19 protein-coding genes and 1 tRNA gene are annotated in these 19,890 nt (G+C 43.8%); 11 read left to right on the forward strand and 9 right to left on the reverse strand.

Annotated elements, in window-relative coordinates:
- Window positions 1-73: 73 nt before the first annotated feature.
- Genes eat through eutC form a run of 3 tightly spaced genes read left to right on the forward strand, consistent with a single transcriptional unit; the run spans window position 74 to window position 3,578 of the window.
- On the forward strand, window positions 74-1,423 hold the full coding sequence (gene eat / locus OQY15_RS04795) for an ethanolamine permease (RefSeq protein ID WP_265788421.1): 1,350 nt from the start codon (window positions 74-76) through the stop codon (window positions 1,421-1,423).
- Window positions 1,424-1,425: 2 nt separating this feature from the next.
- The gene (locus OQY15_RS04800; protein WP_265788423.1) at window positions 1,426-2,802 is read left to right on the forward strand and encodes an ethanolamine ammonia-lyase subunit EutB; all 1,377 of its coding nucleotides are present in this window, start codon (window positions 1,426-1,428) and stop codon (window positions 2,800-2,802) included.
- An 8-nt stretch (window positions 2,803-2,810) separates the two neighbouring features.
- Window positions 2,811-3,578, forward strand: a complete 768-nt coding sequence (gene eutC, locus OQY15_RS04805; RefSeq protein ID WP_265788425.1) for an ethanolamine ammonia-lyase subunit EutC — start codon at window positions 2,811-2,813, stop codon at window positions 3,576-3,578.
- Window positions 3,579-3,619: 41 nt separating this feature from the next.
- On the opposite strand, the gene OQY15_RS04810 is transcribed toward eutC, so the two are convergent.
- The 3 genes from OQY15_RS04810 to OQY15_RS04820 all read right to left on the reverse strand — a co-directional run bounded on the left by OQY15_RS04810 (window position 3,620) and on the right by OQY15_RS04820 (window position 5,744).
- A tRNA-Ser gene (locus tag OQY15_RS04810) sits at window positions 3,620-3,707 on the reverse strand.
- Between the two features lie 46 nt (window positions 3,708-3,753).
- The gene (pyk, locus tag OQY15_RS04815; protein ID WP_265788428.1) at window positions 3,754-5,184 is read right to left on the reverse strand and encodes a pyruvate kinase; all 1,431 of its coding nucleotides are present in this window, start codon (window positions 5,182-5,184) and stop codon (window positions 3,754-3,756) included.
- Between the two features lie 140 nt (window positions 5,185-5,324).
- Window positions 5,325-5,744: an IPExxxVDY family protein gene (locus tag OQY15_RS04820; protein WP_265788430.1), complete on the reverse strand. Its 420-nt coding sequence runs from the start codon at window positions 5,742-5,744 to the stop codon at window positions 5,325-5,327.
- A gap of 161 nt (window positions 5,745-5,905) precedes the next feature.
- Between OQY15_RS04820 and OQY15_RS04825 the strand changes: the two genes are divergently transcribed.
- Genes OQY15_RS04825 through rnc form a run of 3 tightly spaced genes read left to right on the forward strand, consistent with a single transcriptional unit; the run spans window position 5,906 to window position 8,179 of the window.
- Complete coding sequence (locus OQY15_RS04825; RefSeq protein WP_008508386.1) at window positions 5,906-6,142, forward strand: acyl carrier protein; 237 nt, start codon at window positions 5,906-5,908, stop codon at window positions 6,140-6,142.
- Window positions 6,143-6,171: 29 nt separating this feature from the next.
- Window positions 6,172-7,425: a beta-ketoacyl-ACP synthase II gene (gene fabF / locus OQY15_RS04830; RefSeq protein ID WP_265788432.1), complete on the forward strand. Its 1,254-nt coding sequence runs from the start codon at window positions 6,172-6,174 to the stop codon at window positions 7,423-7,425.
- 25 nt (window positions 7,426-7,450) lie between these two features.
- Entirely contained in the window at window positions 7,451-8,179 is a 729-nt protein-coding gene (rnc, locus tag OQY15_RS04835) for a ribonuclease III (protein WP_265788434.1), read from the forward strand.
- Between the two features lie 5 nt (window positions 8,180-8,184).
- Here the strand turns inward: rnc and OQY15_RS04840 are convergent, their stop codons facing one another.
- Entirely contained in the window at window positions 8,185-8,898 is a 714-nt protein-coding gene (locus OQY15_RS04840; RefSeq protein WP_265788437.1) for a hypothetical protein, read from the reverse strand.
- A gap of 156 nt (window positions 8,899-9,054) precedes the next feature.
- On the opposite strand from OQY15_RS04840, the gene OQY15_RS04845 reads away from it, so the two are divergent.
- From OQY15_RS04845 to nadD, 3 genes are read left to right on the forward strand one after another with little or no spacing between them, the layout of a single operon-like run.
- Complete coding sequence (locus OQY15_RS04845; RefSeq protein ID WP_265790428.1) at window positions 9,055-9,918, forward strand: YicC/YloC family endoribonuclease; 864 nt, start codon at window positions 9,055-9,057, stop codon at window positions 9,916-9,918.
- A gap of 9 nt (window positions 9,919-9,927) precedes the next feature.
- Window positions 9,928-10,497, forward strand: coding sequence for a guanylate kinase (gmk, locus tag OQY15_RS04850; RefSeq protein ID WP_265788439.1), 570 nt, complete (start codon window positions 9,928-9,930; stop codon window positions 10,495-10,497).
- A 20-nt stretch (window positions 10,498-10,517) separates the two neighbouring features.
- The gene (nadD, locus tag OQY15_RS04855; RefSeq protein WP_265788441.1) at window positions 10,518-11,093 is read left to right on the forward strand and encodes a nicotinate (nicotinamide) nucleotide adenylyltransferase; all 576 of its coding nucleotides are present in this window, start codon (window positions 10,518-10,520) and stop codon (window positions 11,091-11,093) included.
- 8 nt (window positions 11,094-11,101) lie between these two features.
- Here nadD and OQY15_RS04860 read toward each other — a convergent pair whose 3' ends face one another.
- Window positions 11,102-11,809, reverse strand: coding sequence for an SAM-dependent methyltransferase (locus OQY15_RS04860; RefSeq protein WP_265788443.1), 708 nt, complete (start codon window positions 11,807-11,809; stop codon window positions 11,102-11,104).
- A 347-nt stretch (window positions 11,810-12,156) separates the two neighbouring features.
- Here OQY15_RS04860 and OQY15_RS04865 point away from each other — a divergent pair, with 347 nt between their 5' ends.
- Together OQY15_RS04865 and OQY15_RS04870 are read left to right on the forward strand one after the other, a co-directional pair.
- A complete protein-coding gene (locus OQY15_RS04865) occupies window positions 12,157-13,611 on the forward strand; it encodes a DUF6600 domain-containing protein (RefSeq protein ID WP_265788446.1) in 1,455 nt (484 codons plus the stop codon).
- Between the two features lie 92 nt (window positions 13,612-13,703).
- On the forward strand, window positions 13,704-15,284 hold the full coding sequence (locus OQY15_RS04870) for a peptide chain release factor 3 (RefSeq protein ID WP_265788448.1): 1,581 nt from the start codon (window positions 13,704-13,706) through the stop codon (window positions 15,282-15,284).
- Between the two features lie 50 nt (window positions 15,285-15,334).
- On the opposite strand, the gene OQY15_RS04875 is transcribed toward OQY15_RS04870, so the two are convergent.
- Genes OQY15_RS04875 through proC form a run of 4 tightly spaced genes read right to left on the reverse strand, consistent with a single transcriptional unit; the run spans window position 15,335 to window position 19,887 of the window.
- Window positions 15,335-16,588 carry an aminotransferase class I/II-fold pyridoxal phosphate-dependent enzyme gene (locus tag OQY15_RS04875; RefSeq protein ID WP_265788450.1) on the reverse strand — a complete coding sequence of 418 codons (1,254 nt, stop codon included), beginning with the start codon at window positions 16,586-16,588 and terminating at the stop codon, window positions 15,335-15,337.
- 26 nt (window positions 16,589-16,614) lie between these two features.
- Complete coding sequence (argH, locus tag OQY15_RS04880) at window positions 16,615-17,946, reverse strand: argininosuccinate lyase (RefSeq protein WP_265788452.1); 1,332 nt, start codon at window positions 17,944-17,946, stop codon at window positions 16,615-16,617.
- A gap of 51 nt (window positions 17,947-17,997) precedes the next feature.
- On the reverse strand, window positions 17,998-19,065 hold the full coding sequence (locus OQY15_RS04885) for a M20 family metallo-hydrolase (RefSeq protein WP_265788454.1): 1,068 nt from the start codon (window positions 19,063-19,065) through the stop codon (window positions 17,998-18,000).
- 3 nt (window positions 19,066-19,068) lie between these two features.
- Window positions 19,069-19,887, reverse strand: coding sequence for a pyrroline-5-carboxylate reductase (gene proC, locus OQY15_RS04890; protein ID WP_265788456.1), 819 nt, complete (start codon window positions 19,885-19,887; stop codon window positions 19,069-19,071).
- Between the last annotated feature and the right edge of the window lie 3 nt (window positions 19,888-19,890).

Below are 19,890 nucleotides of genomic sequence, written 5' to 3' on the forward strand. Positions count from 1 at the left end.
TAATTAGCTCTTTACTCTGCCAGAAATTCACTATATTTCAGTTCTCTTTACCAGACAACCAATCCGGCTCTTTATGACGAAATCCACTACCGAGACCTTAAAAAGAACCTTAAAACCCATTCACCTCTGGGGCATCGCTGTTGGACTGGTCATCTCCGGAGAATATTTCGGATGGAACTACGGCTGGGGAGTTGCAGGCACTATTGGCTTTTTGATCGCAACGCTAATCGTGACTGTGATGTATGTTACTTTCATCTTTAGCTATACAGAACTAACCACCGCTATTCCGCACGCGGGAGGCGCCTTTGCGTATAGTTATCGCGCTATGGGTCCCTTTGGGGGACTCATTGCCGGTTATGCTACACTCGTAGATTTTTTACTCGCTACGCCTGCCATTGCATTTGCATTGGGCAGCTATCTCCATTTTTTGTATCCCGCCCTCCCCGTATTGCAATCGGCCCTGGTGTTTAATGTGCTCTTTATCTTAATCAATATCTCGGGCATCAAAGAGTCTGCGGCATTCTCTATCTTCATTACTGCGCTTGCGGTTGGAGAACTCTTACTGTTCATGGGAATTATCGCTCCTCATTTCAAGACAGTAAACTTCCTGAGTAACGCTATGCCTTTTGGCTGGCAGGGTGTATTTGCCGCATTGCCATACGCAGTATGGTTTTATCTGGCGATAGAAGGTGTAGCCATGGTAGCAGAAGAGGTTAAAGATCCTGAAAAGAATATTCCTAAAGGGTATATTTCCGGACTGGCAACGCTGATGTTTCTTGCCCTGGGGGTAATGATCCTGAGCGGGGGCATTACCGACTGGCGTAAACTAAGTACGATAGACTACCCGCTCCCCGAAGCCATATCCATCGTACTGGGGAAAAACAATAGCCTGACGCAGATATTTGCGAGCATAGGTCTGTTTGGGCTGATCGCCTCCTTCCACGGAACGATCCTTGCCTCTTCAAGGCAGATCTTTGCGATGGCAAGAAGTGGCTATCTGCCACAGGGACTGGCCAGGATCAACCACAGGTTTAAAACCCCGCACTGGTCGGTAGCAGCAAGTGGCCTGGTCAGCTTTGCTGCGCTGTTCAGTGGCACAACCAGCCAGGTGATTATCCTGTCTGTGCTGGGCGCAATAGTGATGTATATGATGAGCATGGTCAGTCTTTTTATGCTGCGCAGGAAAGAACCTCTGCTCAACCGTCCTTTCCGCTCGCCATTTTACCCGGTATTCCCTGCTGTTGCATTGTTGTTATGTCTGCTCTGTTTGATTGCGATCGTCTATTATAATGTAATGCTCAGTGGCATATTCCTGGCGGGGATGTTGATCGCTGCCCTGCTTTTTGTACTCAGCGGTAAACATAAGGAGAAAATTGATAACGACATACTGCTCGAAAGGGCTGTGATAACAGCAGCAGAATAATTATGGGCTACCAACATACTATACATCAGCACGTTTACAAATTCAGGGACCTCAAAGACCTGCTGGCAAAGGCATCTCCCATGAGAAGCGGGGACACGCTTGCAGGCATCGCCGCTACAGGTTACGAAGAACGTGTTGCAGCACAGATCGCACTTGCAAATGTACCTTTGAAAACATTTCTCAATGAAGCCGTTATTCCTTACGAGGACGATGAAGTGACACGTTTGATTATGGATGATCATGATCAGGAAGCCTTTGCGATGATCGCGCATTTTACCGTAGGTGAGCTCCGAGATTGGCTGCTGACCGATCATGCCGGTACAGCGGAGATAAAGCAGCTTAAAATGGGCCTGACACCCGAGATGGTGGCGGCAGTGTCTAAGCTGATGAGAAACCAGGACCTGATTGGGGTTGCCAGAAAATGTGAGATCATTACCCGCTTCCGGAATACGATTGGGCTGAAAGGGAGATTTTCTACACGTCTGCAACCGAACCATCCTACCGATGACCCAAAAGGGATTGCGGCAAGCATCATCGACGGATTGCTCTATGGCAGTGGGGATGCCGTAATAGGTATCAACCCGGCAACAGATAGCCCGGCAGGGGTCTACAACTTGCTGGATCTGATAGACAGGATTCGTCAGCAGTTTGATATCCCGGCACAATCATGTGTATTGAGCCATATCACGACTACCATCGGTCTGATCAATGCTGGCGCCCCGGTAGACCTGTGCTTCCAATCCATCGCAGGTACACAACAGGCCAATTCCAGTTTCGGCATTAACCTGTCTGTGCTCGATGAAGCATATGAGGCCACACTTTCACTAAAGCGTGGAACAATTGGCCAGAACGTGATGTATTTTGAAACCGGCCAGGGCAGTGCGCTTTCTGCCAACGCACATCATGGGCTGGATCAGCAAACCTGCGAAGCAAGAGCCTATGCAGTAGCCCGCAAATATCATCCGCTGCTGGTAAATACCGTGGTCGGCTTTATCGGGCCGGAATACTTGTATGATGGTAAACAGATTATCCGTGCAGCCCTGGAAGACCATTTTTGCGGAAAGCTATTGGGTTTGCCCATGGGTGTTGATGTCTGTTATACCAATCATGCCGAGGCAGACCAGGACGACATGGACAACCTGCTCACCCTGCTGGGGGTGGCCGGCTGCAATTTCGTAATGGGTATCCCTGGCTCTGATGATATCATGCTCAACTACCAGTCGACCTCCTTCCACGATGCGCTATATCTCCGCAAAGCGCTTGGTTTAAAGCCTGCACCTGAATTTGAAGACTGGCTGATCCGACAGGGGATTACCGATAATCAGGGCAACATTACACATACGCAGCTTACAGGTAAACTAATAGCACATCTGTTTTAAGATAACTTATGGAAAACACTCCGGTAAAGATCACTGACTCATGGGAGTCACTCAGGGAATATACTGCTGCCCGCATCGCCCTCGGCAGAGTTGGCGACAGTATTCCGCTGACGGCCTCGCTGGAGTTTAAACTTGCACATGCGCATGCAAGAGATGCGGTTTATTCTGAGCTGGACCGTACAGCATTGCTGATGGGGCTGACAGATTTCGGACTTCCCTTACTGGAAATTCAGAGCATGGCAGTGAGCCGCAGTCAGTACCTGCAGCGGCCCGACCTGGGAAGGCTGCCATCTGCAAGCTCTGTCAGCCTACTTCAGGAACATGCCGCTGAATTTGATATTTGTCTGATTTTAGCTGATGGGCTGTCAGCAACTGCGATAAATAACAATATAATTCCTCTCTTAAAATGCTTGTTGCCATTTTTAAGGGGGATGAACTACAGGCTGACTCCTCTGTGCATGGCATCACAGGCACGTGTAGCGTTGTCTGATCACGTCGCTGGCACGCTGGGGGCTAAACTATCGCTGATGCTGATTGGCGAAAGACCGGGCTTAAGTGCAGCAGACAGCATTGGAGCATATCTGACCTACAGTCCCAAACCGGGACTTACTGATGAATCCCGTAATTGCGTGTCTAATATCAGGCCGGAGGGACTAGGTTTTGAAGCCGCGGCCAATAAAATCTTATACCTGATACGGGAAGCTTTCCATCGGAAACTTTCCGGAGTTGAACTGAAGGACAATGACCAAATGTCTTTACAGCAAAAAGCGCCTTAAACATACGTTTAAAGCGCTTTATATTTTACTTTGCTAACTCGCGGAGAGAGAGGGATTCGAACCCTCGATACCCTTTTGAGGTATACACACTTTCCAGGCGTGCTCCTTCAACCACTCGGACACCTCTCCATTACGGGGTTGCAAAAGTAGTATTTTTTTTGATTTCTAAAACAAATTAATCAATAACGGTAACTTTTACCATGTTCGTTCTGCCTTTGCTTTCCATAGGTACAGCAGCAGTATTGATCACGATATCTCCTTTTTTAACTAGTTTCATTTTCACTAACTGATCATTTACATCCAGAACAGTTGCATCAGTACTTTCAAACTTATCATAATAGAAGGCCTGAACACCCCATACTAAAGCTAAAGTATTGATCAGTTGCTTATTGTTAGTAAAGATATAAGTTAATGCTTTTGGTCTGTGACTAGAGATTTCGAAGGCAGTATAACCGCTAACAGTCATAGAAACAATACCTACCGCATTTGTTTGTTTAGCAAGGAAAGTAGCTGAATCACACACTGCATCGCTCAGGAACGACTCAGATTTAGGCTTCAAATACTTATCAACGTTAAACGGATAGTTATTTGTTTCAATGTTCTGAATGATTTTTTGCATCGTTTCAATAACGATCAATGGAAACTCACCAACAGATGTCTCACCGCTCAGCATCACTGCATCAGCACCGTCTAATACAGAGTTGGCTACGTCATTCACCTCTGCACGTGTTGGCCTAGGTGTAGTGATCATGCTTTCCAGCATTTGTGTAGCGATAATAACCGGCTTAGAAGCTGCAATACATTTCTGAACAATCATTTTCTGAAGCAAAGGAACTTCTTCCATTGGCATTTCAACACCAAGATCTCCACGGGCAACCATGATACCGTCAGAAACGGCAATGATTTCATCGATATTTGCAATAGCTTCAGGTTTTTCGATTTTAGCGATTACCCTTGCATGTTTGCCTCTTTCTTTGATAATATCCTTTAATTCAACGATATCTGCTGCATTACGAACAAATGAAAGACCGATCCAGTCTACATTATTTTCCAGTACAAAGTCAAGGTTATAACGGTCTTCTTCCGTTAAAGAAGGGATAGAAACTTTGGTATTTGGTAAGTTTACACCTTTTCTTGAAGTCAGGATACCACCGTGAACAACCTCACAAACAACCTCATCTTCAAGGTTAGTTTCGATCACTCTCATTTGCAGTTTTCCATCATCCAAAAGGATAATTTCACCCGCTTTTACATCTTTAGGGAATGTAGGATAAGTGATATAAATACGCTCTTCATTACCAATACATTCGTGCGTGGTGATCGTAGTACGAGCTCCATTAACTAATTGTATTCCACCATCCTGAACTTTTCCGATCCTGATTTTAGGACCCTGAAGATCTGCCAGAATACCAACGTTATAATTATATTTTTCGTTGATCGAACGGATAGTGTCCAGGACTTCCTGGTGATCGGCTTGTGAACCATGAGAAAAGTTAAGTCTGCAAACATCTAATCCGGCATTGAACATGCTATATAAAACGTCTGGTTTTGCTGAGGCAGGACCTAGCGTGGCTACAATTTTTGTTCTGGAATGAAAGGGTTTCATTTGAATTACTTTTATTTGTTACTGACCAACAAAATGGGGGTTTTATATGAAAAAACCAATGTTAGTCTGGTTATTTATGTTATTTAACTAATAATGTAAGCTTCAAATATAGTGTATTTAATACACCTTGTATATAAAATTTACATTATCAAATTCTCTTTTGATTTGAGTTTTAACGGATCAATCTGTGCAGCGACCTGAATATCAGGCAGTTTGTTGAGTCCTGTCAGAATATAATTGAGATCTTCTTTATCAATGTAAGTATGGATGATCATAAAATAATCAACCTTACTCATCTCCGGGATCAGAAATCCCTCACTATTGCGGTTGCTCAGGATAAAATATTCGTTATCACCCTGCTCTACGTAGAAATAATATTTGGAAAAAGCGACCGGTGGTTCGTCTACATTGAAATAAACCTCATGGTCATCGGCCTTCTCAAAGTTTAAATTTAGCCTCGTATTGATCTGGTGACAGAACATATAATCCTTCAATGGTGCGGTGATGGCGATCAGCACAAAATCGAGATCCAGCGAAAGTTTTAAGTAGGTTTTGTTCAAAGTAGACGAATAAGATTTTAGGATACGAAATTATAAAACTAATTTTGTTTTTCAGTTTGGAATAAAAACATTAAAATTGACAGAGAAATAAAAACATTTGAAATGTGTCAGAATTTATTTTTCTTTGCACTGAATTATTTAACCCATTAAATTATAACATTATGTCTGATATTGCTTCAAGAGTTAAGGCTATTATCGTTGAAAAATTAGGTGTGGATGAGAGCGAGGTTACCCCAGAAGCTTCTTTCACTAATGACCTAGGTGCGGATTCTTTGGATACTGTAGAACTTATCATGGAATTCGAAAAAGAATTCAATGTAGCAATTCCTGATGATCAAGCTGAGACTATCGGTACAGTTGGTCAAGCAATTGCTTATCTAGAGAAAAACGTAAAGTAGAACATACGGTCTCCGTATAATCCGTATAAATGGAATTAAAAAGAGTAGTAGTTACAGGTTTAGGTGCGCTCACTCCAATTGGCAATACTATCCCAGAATTCTGGGATAATTTGTTAAATGGGGTGAGCGGCGCTGCGCCTATTACAGGTTTTGATACAGAAAAGTTCAAAACAAAATTTGCATGTGAACTCAAAAACTTCAATCCTGAAGACTTTCTTGATAAAAAAGAAGCACGCAAATTAGATCCATTTGTGCAGTATGCCATGGTATCAACAGATGAAGCAGTTAAAGATTCAGGGGTTAATTTCTCTGAGCTGGACACTAACCGTATCGGTGTCATCTGGGGTTCTGGTATTGGTGGTATAAAAACGTTTTTGGATGAAATGAGGAACTTTTATGCCGGTGATGGAACTCCCCGCATTAATCCTTTCTTCATCCCGAAGATGATTATTGACATTGTCACAGGTCATATTTCCATAAAATATGGTCTCCGCGGCCCTAATTTCGCCACGGTCTCTGCATGTGCTTCATCCACTAATGCGATGATTGACGCTTACAATTATATCCGCCTCAACATGGCCGATATGATTATCAGCGGAGGATCAGAAGCCATTATCAATGAAGCCGGTATCGGAGGTTTTAATGCCATGCATGCGCTTTCTACGCGTAACGATGATCCTTCAACGGCTTCGCGTCCTTTCGACAAAGACAGAGATGGATTTGTTGCAGGAGAAGGTGCTGGAACGATTATCCTCGAAGAATTAGAGCATGCAAAAGCACGTGGCGCTAAAATCTATGCTGAATTAGTTGGTGGTGGAATGAGCGCAGATGCCAATCATATCACTGCACCGCATCCTCAGGGATTAGGTGCCAGGATGGTGATGACCAATGCACTTAAAGATGCAGGGTTAAGTACGGCAGACATTGATTATATCAATGTTCATGGTACTTCTACTCCTCTTGGGGATATCAGTGAAACAAAAGCTATCGTAGATCTGTTCGGTGAAGATGCTTATAATCTGAATATTAGCTCAACGAAATCAATGACAGGCCACCTTCTGGGTGCTGCCGGTGCTGTTGAGGCCATTGCTTCTATTCTGGCTGTAAAAAATGACATCGTGCCTCCTACGATTAACCACTTCACAGATGATCCTGGTTTCGATCCAAAGTTGAATTTCACATTCAATTCTTCACAGAAACGTGTAGTACGTGCGGCATTGAGTAATACTTTTGGTTTTGGTGGACATAATGCGTCGGTCATTTTCAAGAAGTACGAAGAGTAAACGTTACATCGATTTATAGAATTTAATGCCCTTATTTGACCTGTATAAACTCTATTTATCTCCCGATAAAGAGTTTATAAAAAAGCTTCGGAATATGTTAGGCTTTGTGCCTGGAAATACCATTTTGTATAAAATGGCGTTCAGGCACCGGTCTGTGGCTAAAGTTCTAAAAAATGGCAGCCGCAGCAGTAACGAACGACTGGAATTTTTGGGCGATGCTATTCTGGGTGCCGTAATCGCTGAGCTCCTCTTCAAACACTATCCTTACAAGGAAGAGGGCTTTCTGACAGAAATGCGTTCAAAGATCGTTAACAGGGCAAACCTTAACCAGCTTGCCCGCAAAATGGGATTTGATCAGCTGATTGTTTTCGATCATAAAATGGTCAATGCACAAACTAAACATCATTCGATGCTGGGCGATGCCTTTGAGGCGCTGATCGGTGCAGTCTATCTCGATAAAGGCTATAATTTCACAAAAGAATTATTACTAAAACGTATTGTTAAGCCCTATATCGATATTCATACCCTCGAACTTACGGAGACAAATTTCAAAAGTAAGCTGATTGAATGGTGCCAGCGTCATGCAAAAGATATTACTTTTGACATGATTCAGAATGGTGAAGGTGAAAGTGCGAAGCTATTTACCATACAGGCTGTAATCGAGGGAGAAAGCTATGGCATAGGCCGTGATTACAACAAAAAGAATGCAGAAAAACAGGCCGCAGAAAAAGCTTGTGAAGCATTATCTATCTGATTCTCCTACTTCTTCTTAAGGGTATCGGTATACTGTTTATAAGAATCCCTGATATATTTCACCGCATCATACTCCGTCCAGTTTTTCGACTTACTGTATTCCGGCCGATAGTTAAGCATGAAATTCTCCAGTTCCTTGCCCTCCAGCTGTGTGTTCGCCTGAATCAAAGATTCATTGAAAAAGCCATCTATAGTAGTTTGCTCCAATTCTGTGTTGTAGAATTTGTTAAATCGTCTGGCCTTTTTAGGGGTACTTCCAAAAAGTTCATATAAAGCGGTCAGTGGTGCAAAAATGTACGAAAGCAGGGGCGGCTTTCCCTGATAAAATGACCCCTTGTCCCTGTAATCCTGCTTCAGCTCATCCAGCTCCTGTTTTTTGGACTGCCCACGGATGTTCACTTGGTTCAGGGTATTTCCCATATCCACATAAATGATCATGTCCCTGCTGGATAGCACTACCTGCTCTACGTCAGAAAAGCTGCGCTTGATCACCAGCAGGGTATCTCCCACTACAGCTCTGATCTGAAATATGCCCAGATCATTGCTGCCAACAGTATACTTTGTCCTTTTGTTGGTGATTTCTGCCAGTGCAACACGTGTTGTAGAGCCTTTAACCATAATTACACCACTAAGCTGAAAGTCGTCCTGTGCATGGACAACAGTTGCTGAAGCAAGCAAAAGTGTAGAAATAAATAAACCTTTTAGGGCAGTGCAAACCATGTATCTGTGATGTATTTGATGTAAATCTAACTATTGTTTCTTAATGTAACGTATCAAAGACGATCAAATGATACTTTGAAGGCAATCCGGAACATTAAATATTTTACATCCTAACCAATTTAACAATAAATTATATCTTTGCACATGATAAAATCAATGACAGGCTATGGCCTGGCCTCTGCAGATCAGCAAAATACAAAGTTTGCTGTAGAAATTAAGTCCTTAAACAGCAAGTTTTTGGAACTCAATTTAAAACTGCCAAGGGCTTATGCTGATAAAGAGCTGCCGTTAAGAAACATCTGCAGTAAAGAAATTGAACGCGGAAAAGTAAATGTTTCTATCAGTATTGAACGGAGTGAAGAAAATCTGAAAGGTGCTACCATCAATGCTGCATTGCTCAGCAAATATTACAAACAACTAGAGGCTATAAATATTGATTTAGGAGCCAATTCAAATAATCTTTTACAGGCAGTTTTAAGCTTCCCTGACGTGATCTCTTACACAGAAGAAGTGGTAAATGAGGGTGAATGGGAAGTTTTGCAAAGTACATTCAACGCTGCCCTGAAGAACTTTAACCAGTTCAGGGAAACTGAAGGCGCCGTACTGAAACAGGACCTGGAGCTTCGTATCAAAAATATCCTGGACTTCTTTGCACAGATTGAGGTTCTTGCACCGCTTAGAATCCCGCAGATCAGGGCAAGACTGAACCAGTTTCTTGAAGAAAATGCCGCAAAACTGACGGTTGACCAAAACCGCCTGGAGCAGGAACTGATCTATTATATTGATAAACTGGATATCACCGAAGAAAAAATCCGTTTGAAAAGTCATTGTGATTATTTCATAGAAACGCTGAAAAGTAAAGATGCCAATGGTAAGAAACTGGGCTTTATTTCACAGGAAATTGGCAGGGAAATCAATACGATGGGTGCAAAAGCCAATGATGCGCAGATTCAGCAACTGGTTGTGGGAATGAAAGAGGAATTGGAGAAGATCAAAGAACAGTTGTTAAACGTAATTTAAAGTGCATCAATGATACAAGGCAAACTGATTATATTTTCTGCCCCATCAGGTGCAGGAAAAACTACGATCGTTAAACATTTACTGGAAAAATTTCCGGCGCTAAACTTTTCCATCTCTGCCACCACAAGGGAATCCCGCGGAGATGAGCAGCATGAAAAGGATTATTATTTCATCTCTAAAGAGGCTTTCCTCCATAAGGTTGCCCATCAGGAGTTTGTAGAGTTTGAAGAAGTTTATAATGGTACTTTCTATGGAACCCTGCGTTCTGAAATTGAGAGAATATGGAATGAAGGAAAACATGTGATCTTTGATATCGATGTAGAGGGCGGTTTACGTCTGAAACGTAAATACGAAGACGATGCTCTGGCCATTTTTGTACAGCCACCTTCACTGGAGGTACTCAAAGAACGTCTGAGCGGACGCGGCACAGATAGCCCGGAAAAGCTTCAGGAGAGATTTATTAAAGCAGAAAAAGAGCTGCAATATGCTGATAAGTTTGATGTTGTTCTGAAGAACTTCGATCTCCATACAGCTTGTCAGGAAGCGGAGCGGCTGGTAGCAGATTTTATCAATAAATAATTATCCCCCTACCTTCGAGGATGGCAAAAACAGGATTATTTTTTGGTTCTTTTAACCCGATACATGTGGGTCATATGATCATTGCAAGTTATATGGCCAACTATACCGGTCTCGACGAAGTTTGGCTGATCGTATCTCCACAAAATCCTTTAAAGAACAAAAAAGGCCTTGGAAACATGTACGACAGGCTGGAGATGGCGCGGCTGGCTACAGAACCTGCAGACAATATCAAGGTCAGCGATATCGAGTTTACCCTTCCGCAGCCCTCCTACACAATTGATACCCTCACTTATCTTCATGAAAAGTATCCTGCAAAGGAGTTTGTGCTGATCATGGGTGAGGATAATCTGGTATCCCTCAGGAAATGGAAAAACTTTGAGATACTGCTGCAGAATTACAGCATTTACGTATATCCGAGGCCGGGCTGTGATTCTTCGGAATGGGCTGAGCATCCTTCTGTAACTTTTACGGAGACTCCCCAGATGGAAATCTCCTCAACTTTTATCAGGAATGCTTTAAAAAACAATCAAAACATCCAGTTTTTAGTGCCTGAAAATGTAATTGCTTTCATGGACAGTAAAAACATGTACCGCTAATTCCTGATCTAGCGGTAGATCAGGAATATTGTTGGTCTTTTGTGTAAATCTATCTTTTCCTGGCGCCACTGCCCTATCGACTGGGTTCTGATATATTCATCTTCCCCTGTAATATTACAGGCTACACAAAGCTGTGTTTGTGCTGCGGTATTTTTGATAATATCTTCAAACAGGTGGTTGTTGCGGAATGGCGTTTCGATAAACATCTGGGTCTGCTTGTTTATTTGAGCTGTCTTCTCCAGTTCCTTGATACGCTTTACTCGTTCCACTTTATCTATCGGCAGGTAACCATGAAACGTAAAACTCTGTCCGTTGAAGCCCGAAGCCATCAGTGCCAGCAGCAAAGAGTTTGGCCCCACCAGAGGAACAACCTGGATTCCTCTTTTATGTGCTTCCGAAACCACATCAGCCCCCGGATCTGCAATACCCGGACAACCGGCTTCGCTCATCAGTCCCACATCCTTGCCTGTCATCAGTTCCTTAAAATAGGGAACCATAGAGTCGTTACGTTTATGTTTACCATAATCGTGGATTATTAGGGCACTTTGTGGAGTTTTAAGACCCGCTTCCTTCAGGAATTTACGGGCAGTTTTTTCATTCTCTACAATATAGGTATCAAGTGAATTGATGGTATCAATCAGGTATGGTGTGAAGGATTTGGCTGAAGCATTCTCTGCCAGGGGCACAGGGATCAGATAAAGTACGCCTTTTTTCATTAATGATCATTTAAGGTTTAATATTTTGGTATTGTTTATGTGATACCACACATTATTCGGGCTATTCCTGCAAAAGAAAAGAATTAAAACCTGGAAAGAGAAAATAAGCAGCAATTAATAGAAATTTAAGCATTTATAGAACCGCCGCTCTTGTCATCCAATTATAATATTTTATACCCGAAAAATTGATTTAAACAAATATAAACGCTGTATTCTACGTAAAACATATAACTTAATTGGGAATATCAAGGAATGTCATTGCAGATATTTTTTTCCGATTAAACTATTGGACAAGTTTACACTCATAGTGACATAAGGTTAGGTTAGGTATATTAATTCACACACAAATGAAACACATCATCAAATTGCCGGCGGTTATCCTGGGGCTACTGCTCCTGGTCACCGGTCTCACACAAAACGCGATGGCCCAGGATGAGGACGACATCAGCCTGGAGACCTTTTATGAGGAGCTGGCGCCTTATGGCAGATGGACACAAGACCCTGAATATGGGTATGTGTGGCAGCCGGATGTCGACCGTAATTTCAGGCCATACTACACCGATGGGCACTGGACCATGACTGAGTATGGGAATACCTGGGTTTCTGATTATGAGTGGGGCTGGGCTCCATTTCATTATGGCCGCTGGGTAACCAACCGTTTCGATCAGTGGATCTGGATTCCTGATACAGAATGGGGACCAGCATGGGTAAGCTGGAGAAGCGGAGAGGGGTATTACGGATGGGCACCCCTGAGTCCTCAGTACAATGATTTCAGCGGATACGGCGGTTATGATGCACCCTTAAGCTGGTGGGCATTTATTCCTCAGATCAACATTTACAGCAATAACTATCCTGTTTACTATAACAGAGGGCAGGCATTTTATAACCGTACAGCCTTTATCAGTTATACGTACAGAGGCGGCGGCCGTCCATTTTATACTGGCCCAAGGGTAGATGATATCAGGAGAGTAACCAGAAGGGATGTTACTGTATACAGGGTGAATACTGCACGCAGGCCCGGAAGGTATAGCATTACCAATAATAATATCAATATCTACCGCCCAAGGGTAACCGGAGGCAGGGGTAGCAGTAATCCTGCACCTGTAAATTCTGGCAGGCCAGACAATGCCGGCGGCAGTCGCCCGGGAAGAGGACATACACCTTCAAACGGACAGAGTGCTCAGCCTTCGAGGAATAACCAGGGGCGTGACAATAACACAAACCCGGGACAACCTGCGGTAAATGATGCCTGGAGAGGTAATAGCGGCCGTGGAGGCAGAGGAAGTAATGTCAGTCCTGCACAGCCGGGAACAACCAATCCTGCTGCCGTAAGACCTGAAGCATATACTCCGAGAACAGGAAATGACCAGGGCCAGCGTCCTCAAAGGAGCAGAAGAGACGGTATAGACAGACCAGAGCAGATGCAGCAGCAAATGCAGCGCGATGGACAGCAACGTGCACAGCAGGACCAGCAACAGCGCCAGCAGCAACGTGATGCTCAGCGTGCGCAGCAAGATCAGCAACGTGCGCAACAAGATCAGCAGCAACGTGCACAGCAGGAGCAACAGCGTCAGCAACAGATGCAGCAAATGCAGCAGCAACGGGCTCAGCAGGATCAGCAACGCCAGCAAATGCAACAACAACGTCAGCAGCAGGATCAGCAGCGTCAGCAACAGGATCAGCAACAACGTCAGCAACGTGCCCAACAGGAGCAACAGCAACGCCAACAACAGCAGCAGCAGCAACAACAAGCCCGACCTGCAGAACAGGGAAGAGGTGGCCGCGGCGGAAGAGGCAATTAATGATGATCATGAGAACCGGTCAGTATTGGCCGGTTTTTATTTTATATATTATCTTTATCTTTGCAGCCTTCAAGCATTATGCTTAATCCTTTATGATCCACCCCGAAATAGAAAAAAGAAAAACATTCGCCATTATTAGTCACCCCGATGCTGGTAAAACAACCTTAACTGAAAAGTTTCTGTTATTTGGCGGAGCGATAAATACGGCAGGCGCAGTAAAACGTAACAAGGCCAACCAAAGCAGTACTTCAGATTTCATGGAGATTGAGAAACAACGTGGTATTTCCGTTGCGACCTCTGTAATGGGTTTTGAATACAAAGACAAAAGAATCAATATTCTGGATACCCCTGGTCACAAGGATTTCGCAGAAGATACATACAGAACTTTATCCGCTGTTGACAGTGTTATCCTTGTGGTAGACTGTGTAAAGGGTGTAGAGGAACAAACAGAAAAGCTAATGGCAGTTTGCCGCATGCGTAATACCCCTGTGATTATCTTTGTCAACAAGATGGACCGTGAAGGTAAGGACGCATTTGACCTGCTGGATGAAATTGAGAGTAAGCTGAATATCAGCCTTTGTCCGCTCTCCTGGCCTATCGGACAGGGTCATACCTTCAAAGGAGTATACAGCATCTACAATAAGCATCTGAATCTTTTTGAGCCGGATAAAACCAAGATTGCCGACCCGGTGATTGAAGTCAATGATCTGAATGATGAAAAACTGAATAACTTCCTTAAACCGGCAGAACTCTCAGGACTAAAAGGAGATCTTGAACTGGTAGAAGGTGTATATGGTTCGCTTGATCAAAGCATGTATACCGAGGGTTTGCTGGCACCGGTATTTTTTGGAAGTGCGATCAACAACTTCGGAATTAAGGAGCTGCTTGATACTTTCATCAATATCGCACCCAGCCCGAGAAGCAGGGAAGCTGAAGAAAGAGAAGTAATGGTAGAGGAGAAAAACTTCTCAGGTTTCGTATTTAAGATCCATGCCAACCTCGATCCCAAGCACCGCGACCGGATTGCATTCCTGAGAATCTGTTCAGGTAAATTCGAAAGGAATAAATTTTACTACCATACCCGTCAGGATAAAAAACTGAAATTTTCAAATCCCATGGATTTCATGGCCAATGAAAAAAGCATTGTGGAAGAAGCATGGCCGGGAGATGTTGTCGGATTGTATGACAGCGGCAACTTCAAAATCGGCGACACGTTGACAGAAGGAGAAAAACTTCAATTCAAGGGCATTCCTAGCTTCTCTCCTGAAATATTCAAAGAGGTAGAGAACAGAGATCCACTTCGCACGAAACAGCTGGAGAAGGGCATACAGCAGCTCACAGAGGAAGGCGTTGCGCAGTTGTTTATCCAGCAGCCAGGTAACAGGAAAATCATTGGTGCTGTGGGCGACCTGCAATTTGAAGTAATCGCTTTCAGGCTTGAGCATGAATATGGTGCAAAAGCACATTTCCGTATGCTGAGCTACACCCGCTCAAACTGGGTATCTTCTACTGATAAAAAGAAACTGGAAGAATTTGTAAAGCGTAAACAATTGCATATTGGCGAGGATAAGGATGGCAATGCTGTCTATCTGGCTGACAATGATTTCATGATCAATATGACCAAGAGGGATTATCCTGATATCGAATTTCATAAGACATCAGAATTTAAGTAACAAAAAAGGGCTGCCCAAATGGACAGCCCTTTTTTTATGATAAGATGAAATTACTTCAGTTTGCTCAAAGCAGCTTTGATCCTCGGGATCATGGCATTGATATCTTCCAGAGAACATCCGCCCACCGAAGCACGGAACCAGCTCTTCGTTTCATCCGTACCGAAACATGAGAATGGCACAAAGGCTGCCAGTGCTTCATTGATCAGGTAAGAGTTTACATCTGTGCTGTCTTTCAACAGGTCTCCTGATGCAGTAGTCTTTCCAATATAATCGATTTTCAGGGTCAGATAGATCGCTCCCATAGGTACAATCGCATCTACCGCAAAGCCTTCACTTTTTAACTGCTGGAAACCCACGTAAAGTGCATTCAGGCTTTCCTGGATCTGCTCCTTAAATGAATCCATAAACTGGTCAACCAGGGCTTTATCTGCAAAATATTTTGCTACAGCTACCTGCTCCGCCTTAGGCGCCCAGGCACCGATATGCGTCAGCAATGCCTTCATTTTAGACACCACCTCTGCCGGTCCAAATCCCCATCCCACACGAACACCTGTTGCAGCAAGGCATTTGGAAATACCATCGATATAAACTACATAATCTCTCAGTTCCGGACGTAAACTCACCGGGTTGATATGTTCTTTACCGAAGGTAAGCAGTGAATAGATCTGGTCATACATAATATACAACGGCTTCTCTCCTGCTGCTCTTGATTTATTCTCCTCAATCACCATGTCACAGATCTCCTCCAGCTGTTCCTTGCTGAACATCGTACCTGTAGGGTTAAGTGGTGAGCAAAGCGCCAATAGGGTCGCTCCTTTGATATGTGGCCTCAGCAGTTCCGCGGTAGGCATGAAATTAGTTTCAGCAGTAGTTTCAACCGCAATACCTTCAGCAGAAGAAAGGTGGCAGTAGTGGTTGTTGTTCCACGATGGTGCCGGATAAATCACCTTATCTCCCGGATCTACCAGCGCCAGGTAAGTCGCATAAATCAACGGGCGTGAACCTCCTGAAACCAGGATTTCATCTGTATTGAAGTCCAGCTCGTAGCGATCTTTTAAAATCCCTGCAACAGTTTTTCTTAGGGAAAGCACGCCATCCGCAGGAGGATAATTGGTGTGATGCTCATTATAGGCATTAACGATCTCGTCTTTTAATTCTGATGGAATTGGAAAGATGGAAGGATCAAAGTCTCCGATAGTAAGATTCGCAATTTTAGCCCCTTTGCTCTTCAGTTCATTAACCTCCTGACCAATCTTGATGATCTCAGAGCCAATAAGTGACTTTGCTAATACTGATACGCTCATTTTATTTTTTTATTTATGGTTAGAATTTAAGCCAGCAACTGCTCTATGGCTGTTTTTGTTTTTTCGAAATTAAACTGATCGAGAATAGCCTCCATCATCAGCTCAATTTCAGGATTGCACAAGTTTCCGATACTGCCTTCATGTGTATGGTTTACCTCTACTCCAGGCACAAAGGTACCACTTTCGATAGATTCACCTACAATCTTGTAGGCTTCCCTGAAAGGAATACCCTTTAGCGCAAGGTCGTTAACCACTTCAACACTAAACAGGTAATCGTATTTCTTATCCTTTAAGATATCGTCTTTAATGTCAATTTGCTGCAGCATGTATTTTGTCATCTCCAGGCATTCATTCAATGAAACCATAGATGGGAAAAGATTTTCTTTCAGCAACTGCAGGTCACGGTGATAACCCGATGGCAGGTTCGTCGTCATCATTGCAATTTCGTTTGGCAAAGCCTGAATCTTGTTGCAGCGTGAACGGATCAGTTCAAAAACATCGGGGTTTTTTTTATGTGGCATGATGCTCGATCCTGTAGTCAGCTCATCCGGAAATTTGATAAAACCAAAGTTCTGATTGATAAACAGCGTTACATCCATAGACATCTTGGCAAGCGTCGCCGCTACTGAAGACATCGCCTGTGCCAGGATACGTTCTGTTTTTCCTCTGCCCATTTGTGCATAAACCACATTGTAATTGAGGTTTTCGAAGCCCAGCAGTTCAGTAGTCATGGTTCTGTTCAGCGGAAACGACGATCCGTAACCTGCGGCAGAACCCAAAGGATTTTTATTACAGATCTTCCAGGCAGCGAGCATCACCTCCATATCATCCACCAGGCTTTCTGCATATGCGCCAAACCAAAGTCCGAATGATGAAGGCATAGCGATCTGGAGATGCGTATATCCTGGTACCAATTTATCTTTATGTGCGTTGCTCAGCGTGATCAGCTGCTGAAACAGGCTGACAGTATTGCCAACCATCGTTTCTATCCTGTCCCTGAAGAATAGCTTCAGGTCTACCAGTACCTGATCATTGCGCGAGCGTCCGCTATGGATCTTTTTACCGGCCTCTCCGATACGCTGGGTAAGCAGCCATTCAACCTGTGAATGCACATCCTCTACAGTATCTTCAATTTTAAATTCTCCGGCTTCAATTTCTGCATAGATCTTTTTCAGGGCCACCTGGATCTCTGTAAGTTCAGACGCAGTAAGCAGACCTATACTTTCGAGCATTTCCACATGTGCCAATGAGCCTAAAACATCAAAAGCCGCCATTTCAAGATCCAGTTCCCTGTCTTTACCTACGGTGAAACTTTCAATATCCTTATTTACTTCAATATTTTTCTGCCAGATCTTCATTAGATATCTATTCTTTTAATTTAAGCTAAAGTATTAAGGTGACCAGCCGGATTATTTACCGTTGATCACAGGTTTAAGCATCTCAATATATAACGCTATGCCGGCAGCAACCTCATCAACGTATACATATTCATCAGCCATATGCGACCTTGCAGAATCACCCGGCCCAACCTTCACTGAAGGAATGCTCAACAATGCCTGGTCTGAGGTCGTTGGCGAACCATAGGTAGTTCTTCCCAAAGTTATGCCCGACTGTACCAGTGGATGTTCCTTATCAATTGACGAAGGCTTTAACCTCACCGAGCGTGGTTTTACATCACAATCCACATTCGTACGTATGATTTTAAGCACTTCTTCATTGCTGTACGCATCAGTAACGCGAACATCCACAGTAAAAGTACATGTTGCCGGTACAACGTTATGTTGTGACCCGGCGTTGATTATCGTAACCGACATTTTCAGCGGGCCAAAAACTTCAGAGACTTTGGCAAACTTATAGTTTCTGAACCATTCAATATCCTTCAGCGCTTTATAGATGGCGTTGTCACCCTCTTCACGTGCGGCATGCCCGGCCTTACCAGTAACCGTACAGTCGAGCACCAGCAATCCCCTTTCAGCAATTGCCAGGTTCATCTCCGTAGGTTCCCCGACAATAGCGAACTCCAGTTCACCAAGGTCAGGAAGCACATACTCCAGTCCGTTATGTCCCGAGATCTCTTCCTCAGCCGTAGCCGCAAGGCAGATATTATAGGATAATCCTTCCTGATCGTAGAAATAAAGAAAGGTAGCAATCAGGGATACCAGACAGCCACCGGCATCATTACTTCCCAATCCGAAAAGTTTACCATCTTCAATATCCGGCGCATAGGGATCTCTGGTGTAGCCGGAGTTTGGTTTTACCGTATCATGGTGTGAGTTGAGCAGCACAGTAGGCTTGCGCTCATCAAAATATTTGTTGTAAGCCCAGATGTTATTGAGCTTACGGTGTATTTGTATTCCTCGTTCCTGCAAAAATTGCCCGATCAGATCAGCCGTTTTATCCTCTTCCTTACTGAAAGACTGGATGCTGATCAATTCTTTTAGCAACTCTAAACTATCTTTTTGCAGTTTTTCTATCATAATTTATCCCTTTGTATATAATTCTCCCGCTTTAACTGCAGAGAGCTTGATGCCTTTAATAAGGGATGAACTAAAACCATTGTGTTCCATTTCATTCAAACCAGCAATGGTACACCCCTTTGGCGATGTTACTTTATCGATTTCCTGTTCAGGATGCGATTGCATCTGCAGCAGCAAGTCTGCTGCCCCTTTAGCAGTTTGCACGGCCATTTTCAGTGCCTCATCAGCATGGAAGCCTATTTCTACCCCACCCTGCGATGCCGCACGGATGGCCCGTAAAAAGAAAGCAATACCACAGGCACACAGCGCCGTAGCCGATGTCATCAGGTCTTCATTGATCTTCACTACCGATCCGACAGTTTCGAACATCTTCGTTACTTCATCGATATGCGCTTTAGAGGCATTGTCAGAGGCTACACAGGTCATGGATTGTCCGATGGCGATAGCCGTGTTAGGCATTGCCCGGATTACTTCAAGACCATCTTTTAGCTTGCTGCGTATATCAGCGCAGCTTACACCTGACGCTACAGAAATCACTACGTGTTTATTAATATCTATTACCGGTGCAATTTCTTCCATCAGGAGGTTCAGCTGTTGCGGTAAAACTGCCAGCACAATAATATCCGCCGCAGCAACTACGGCAGCATTATCTTTGCTCACCGCAAAACCCTGGTCTGCAAAGTCCTGGAGTTTACTGATATTCCTTCTGGTCAGGCTAATCTGGCCAGCTTTTACGTAATCTGCTTTCACTAAGCCCTTAGCCAGCGAAAGTCCGATGTTTCCACTGCCAAGAATGGCAATATTTCCTGTAAATTGTCCCATTAT

It is taken from the genome of Pedobacter sp. MC2016-15, assembly GCF_026239695.1.
Taxonomy (GTDB): Bacteria; Bacteroidota; Bacteroidia; order Sphingobacteriales; family Sphingobacteriaceae; genus Pedobacter.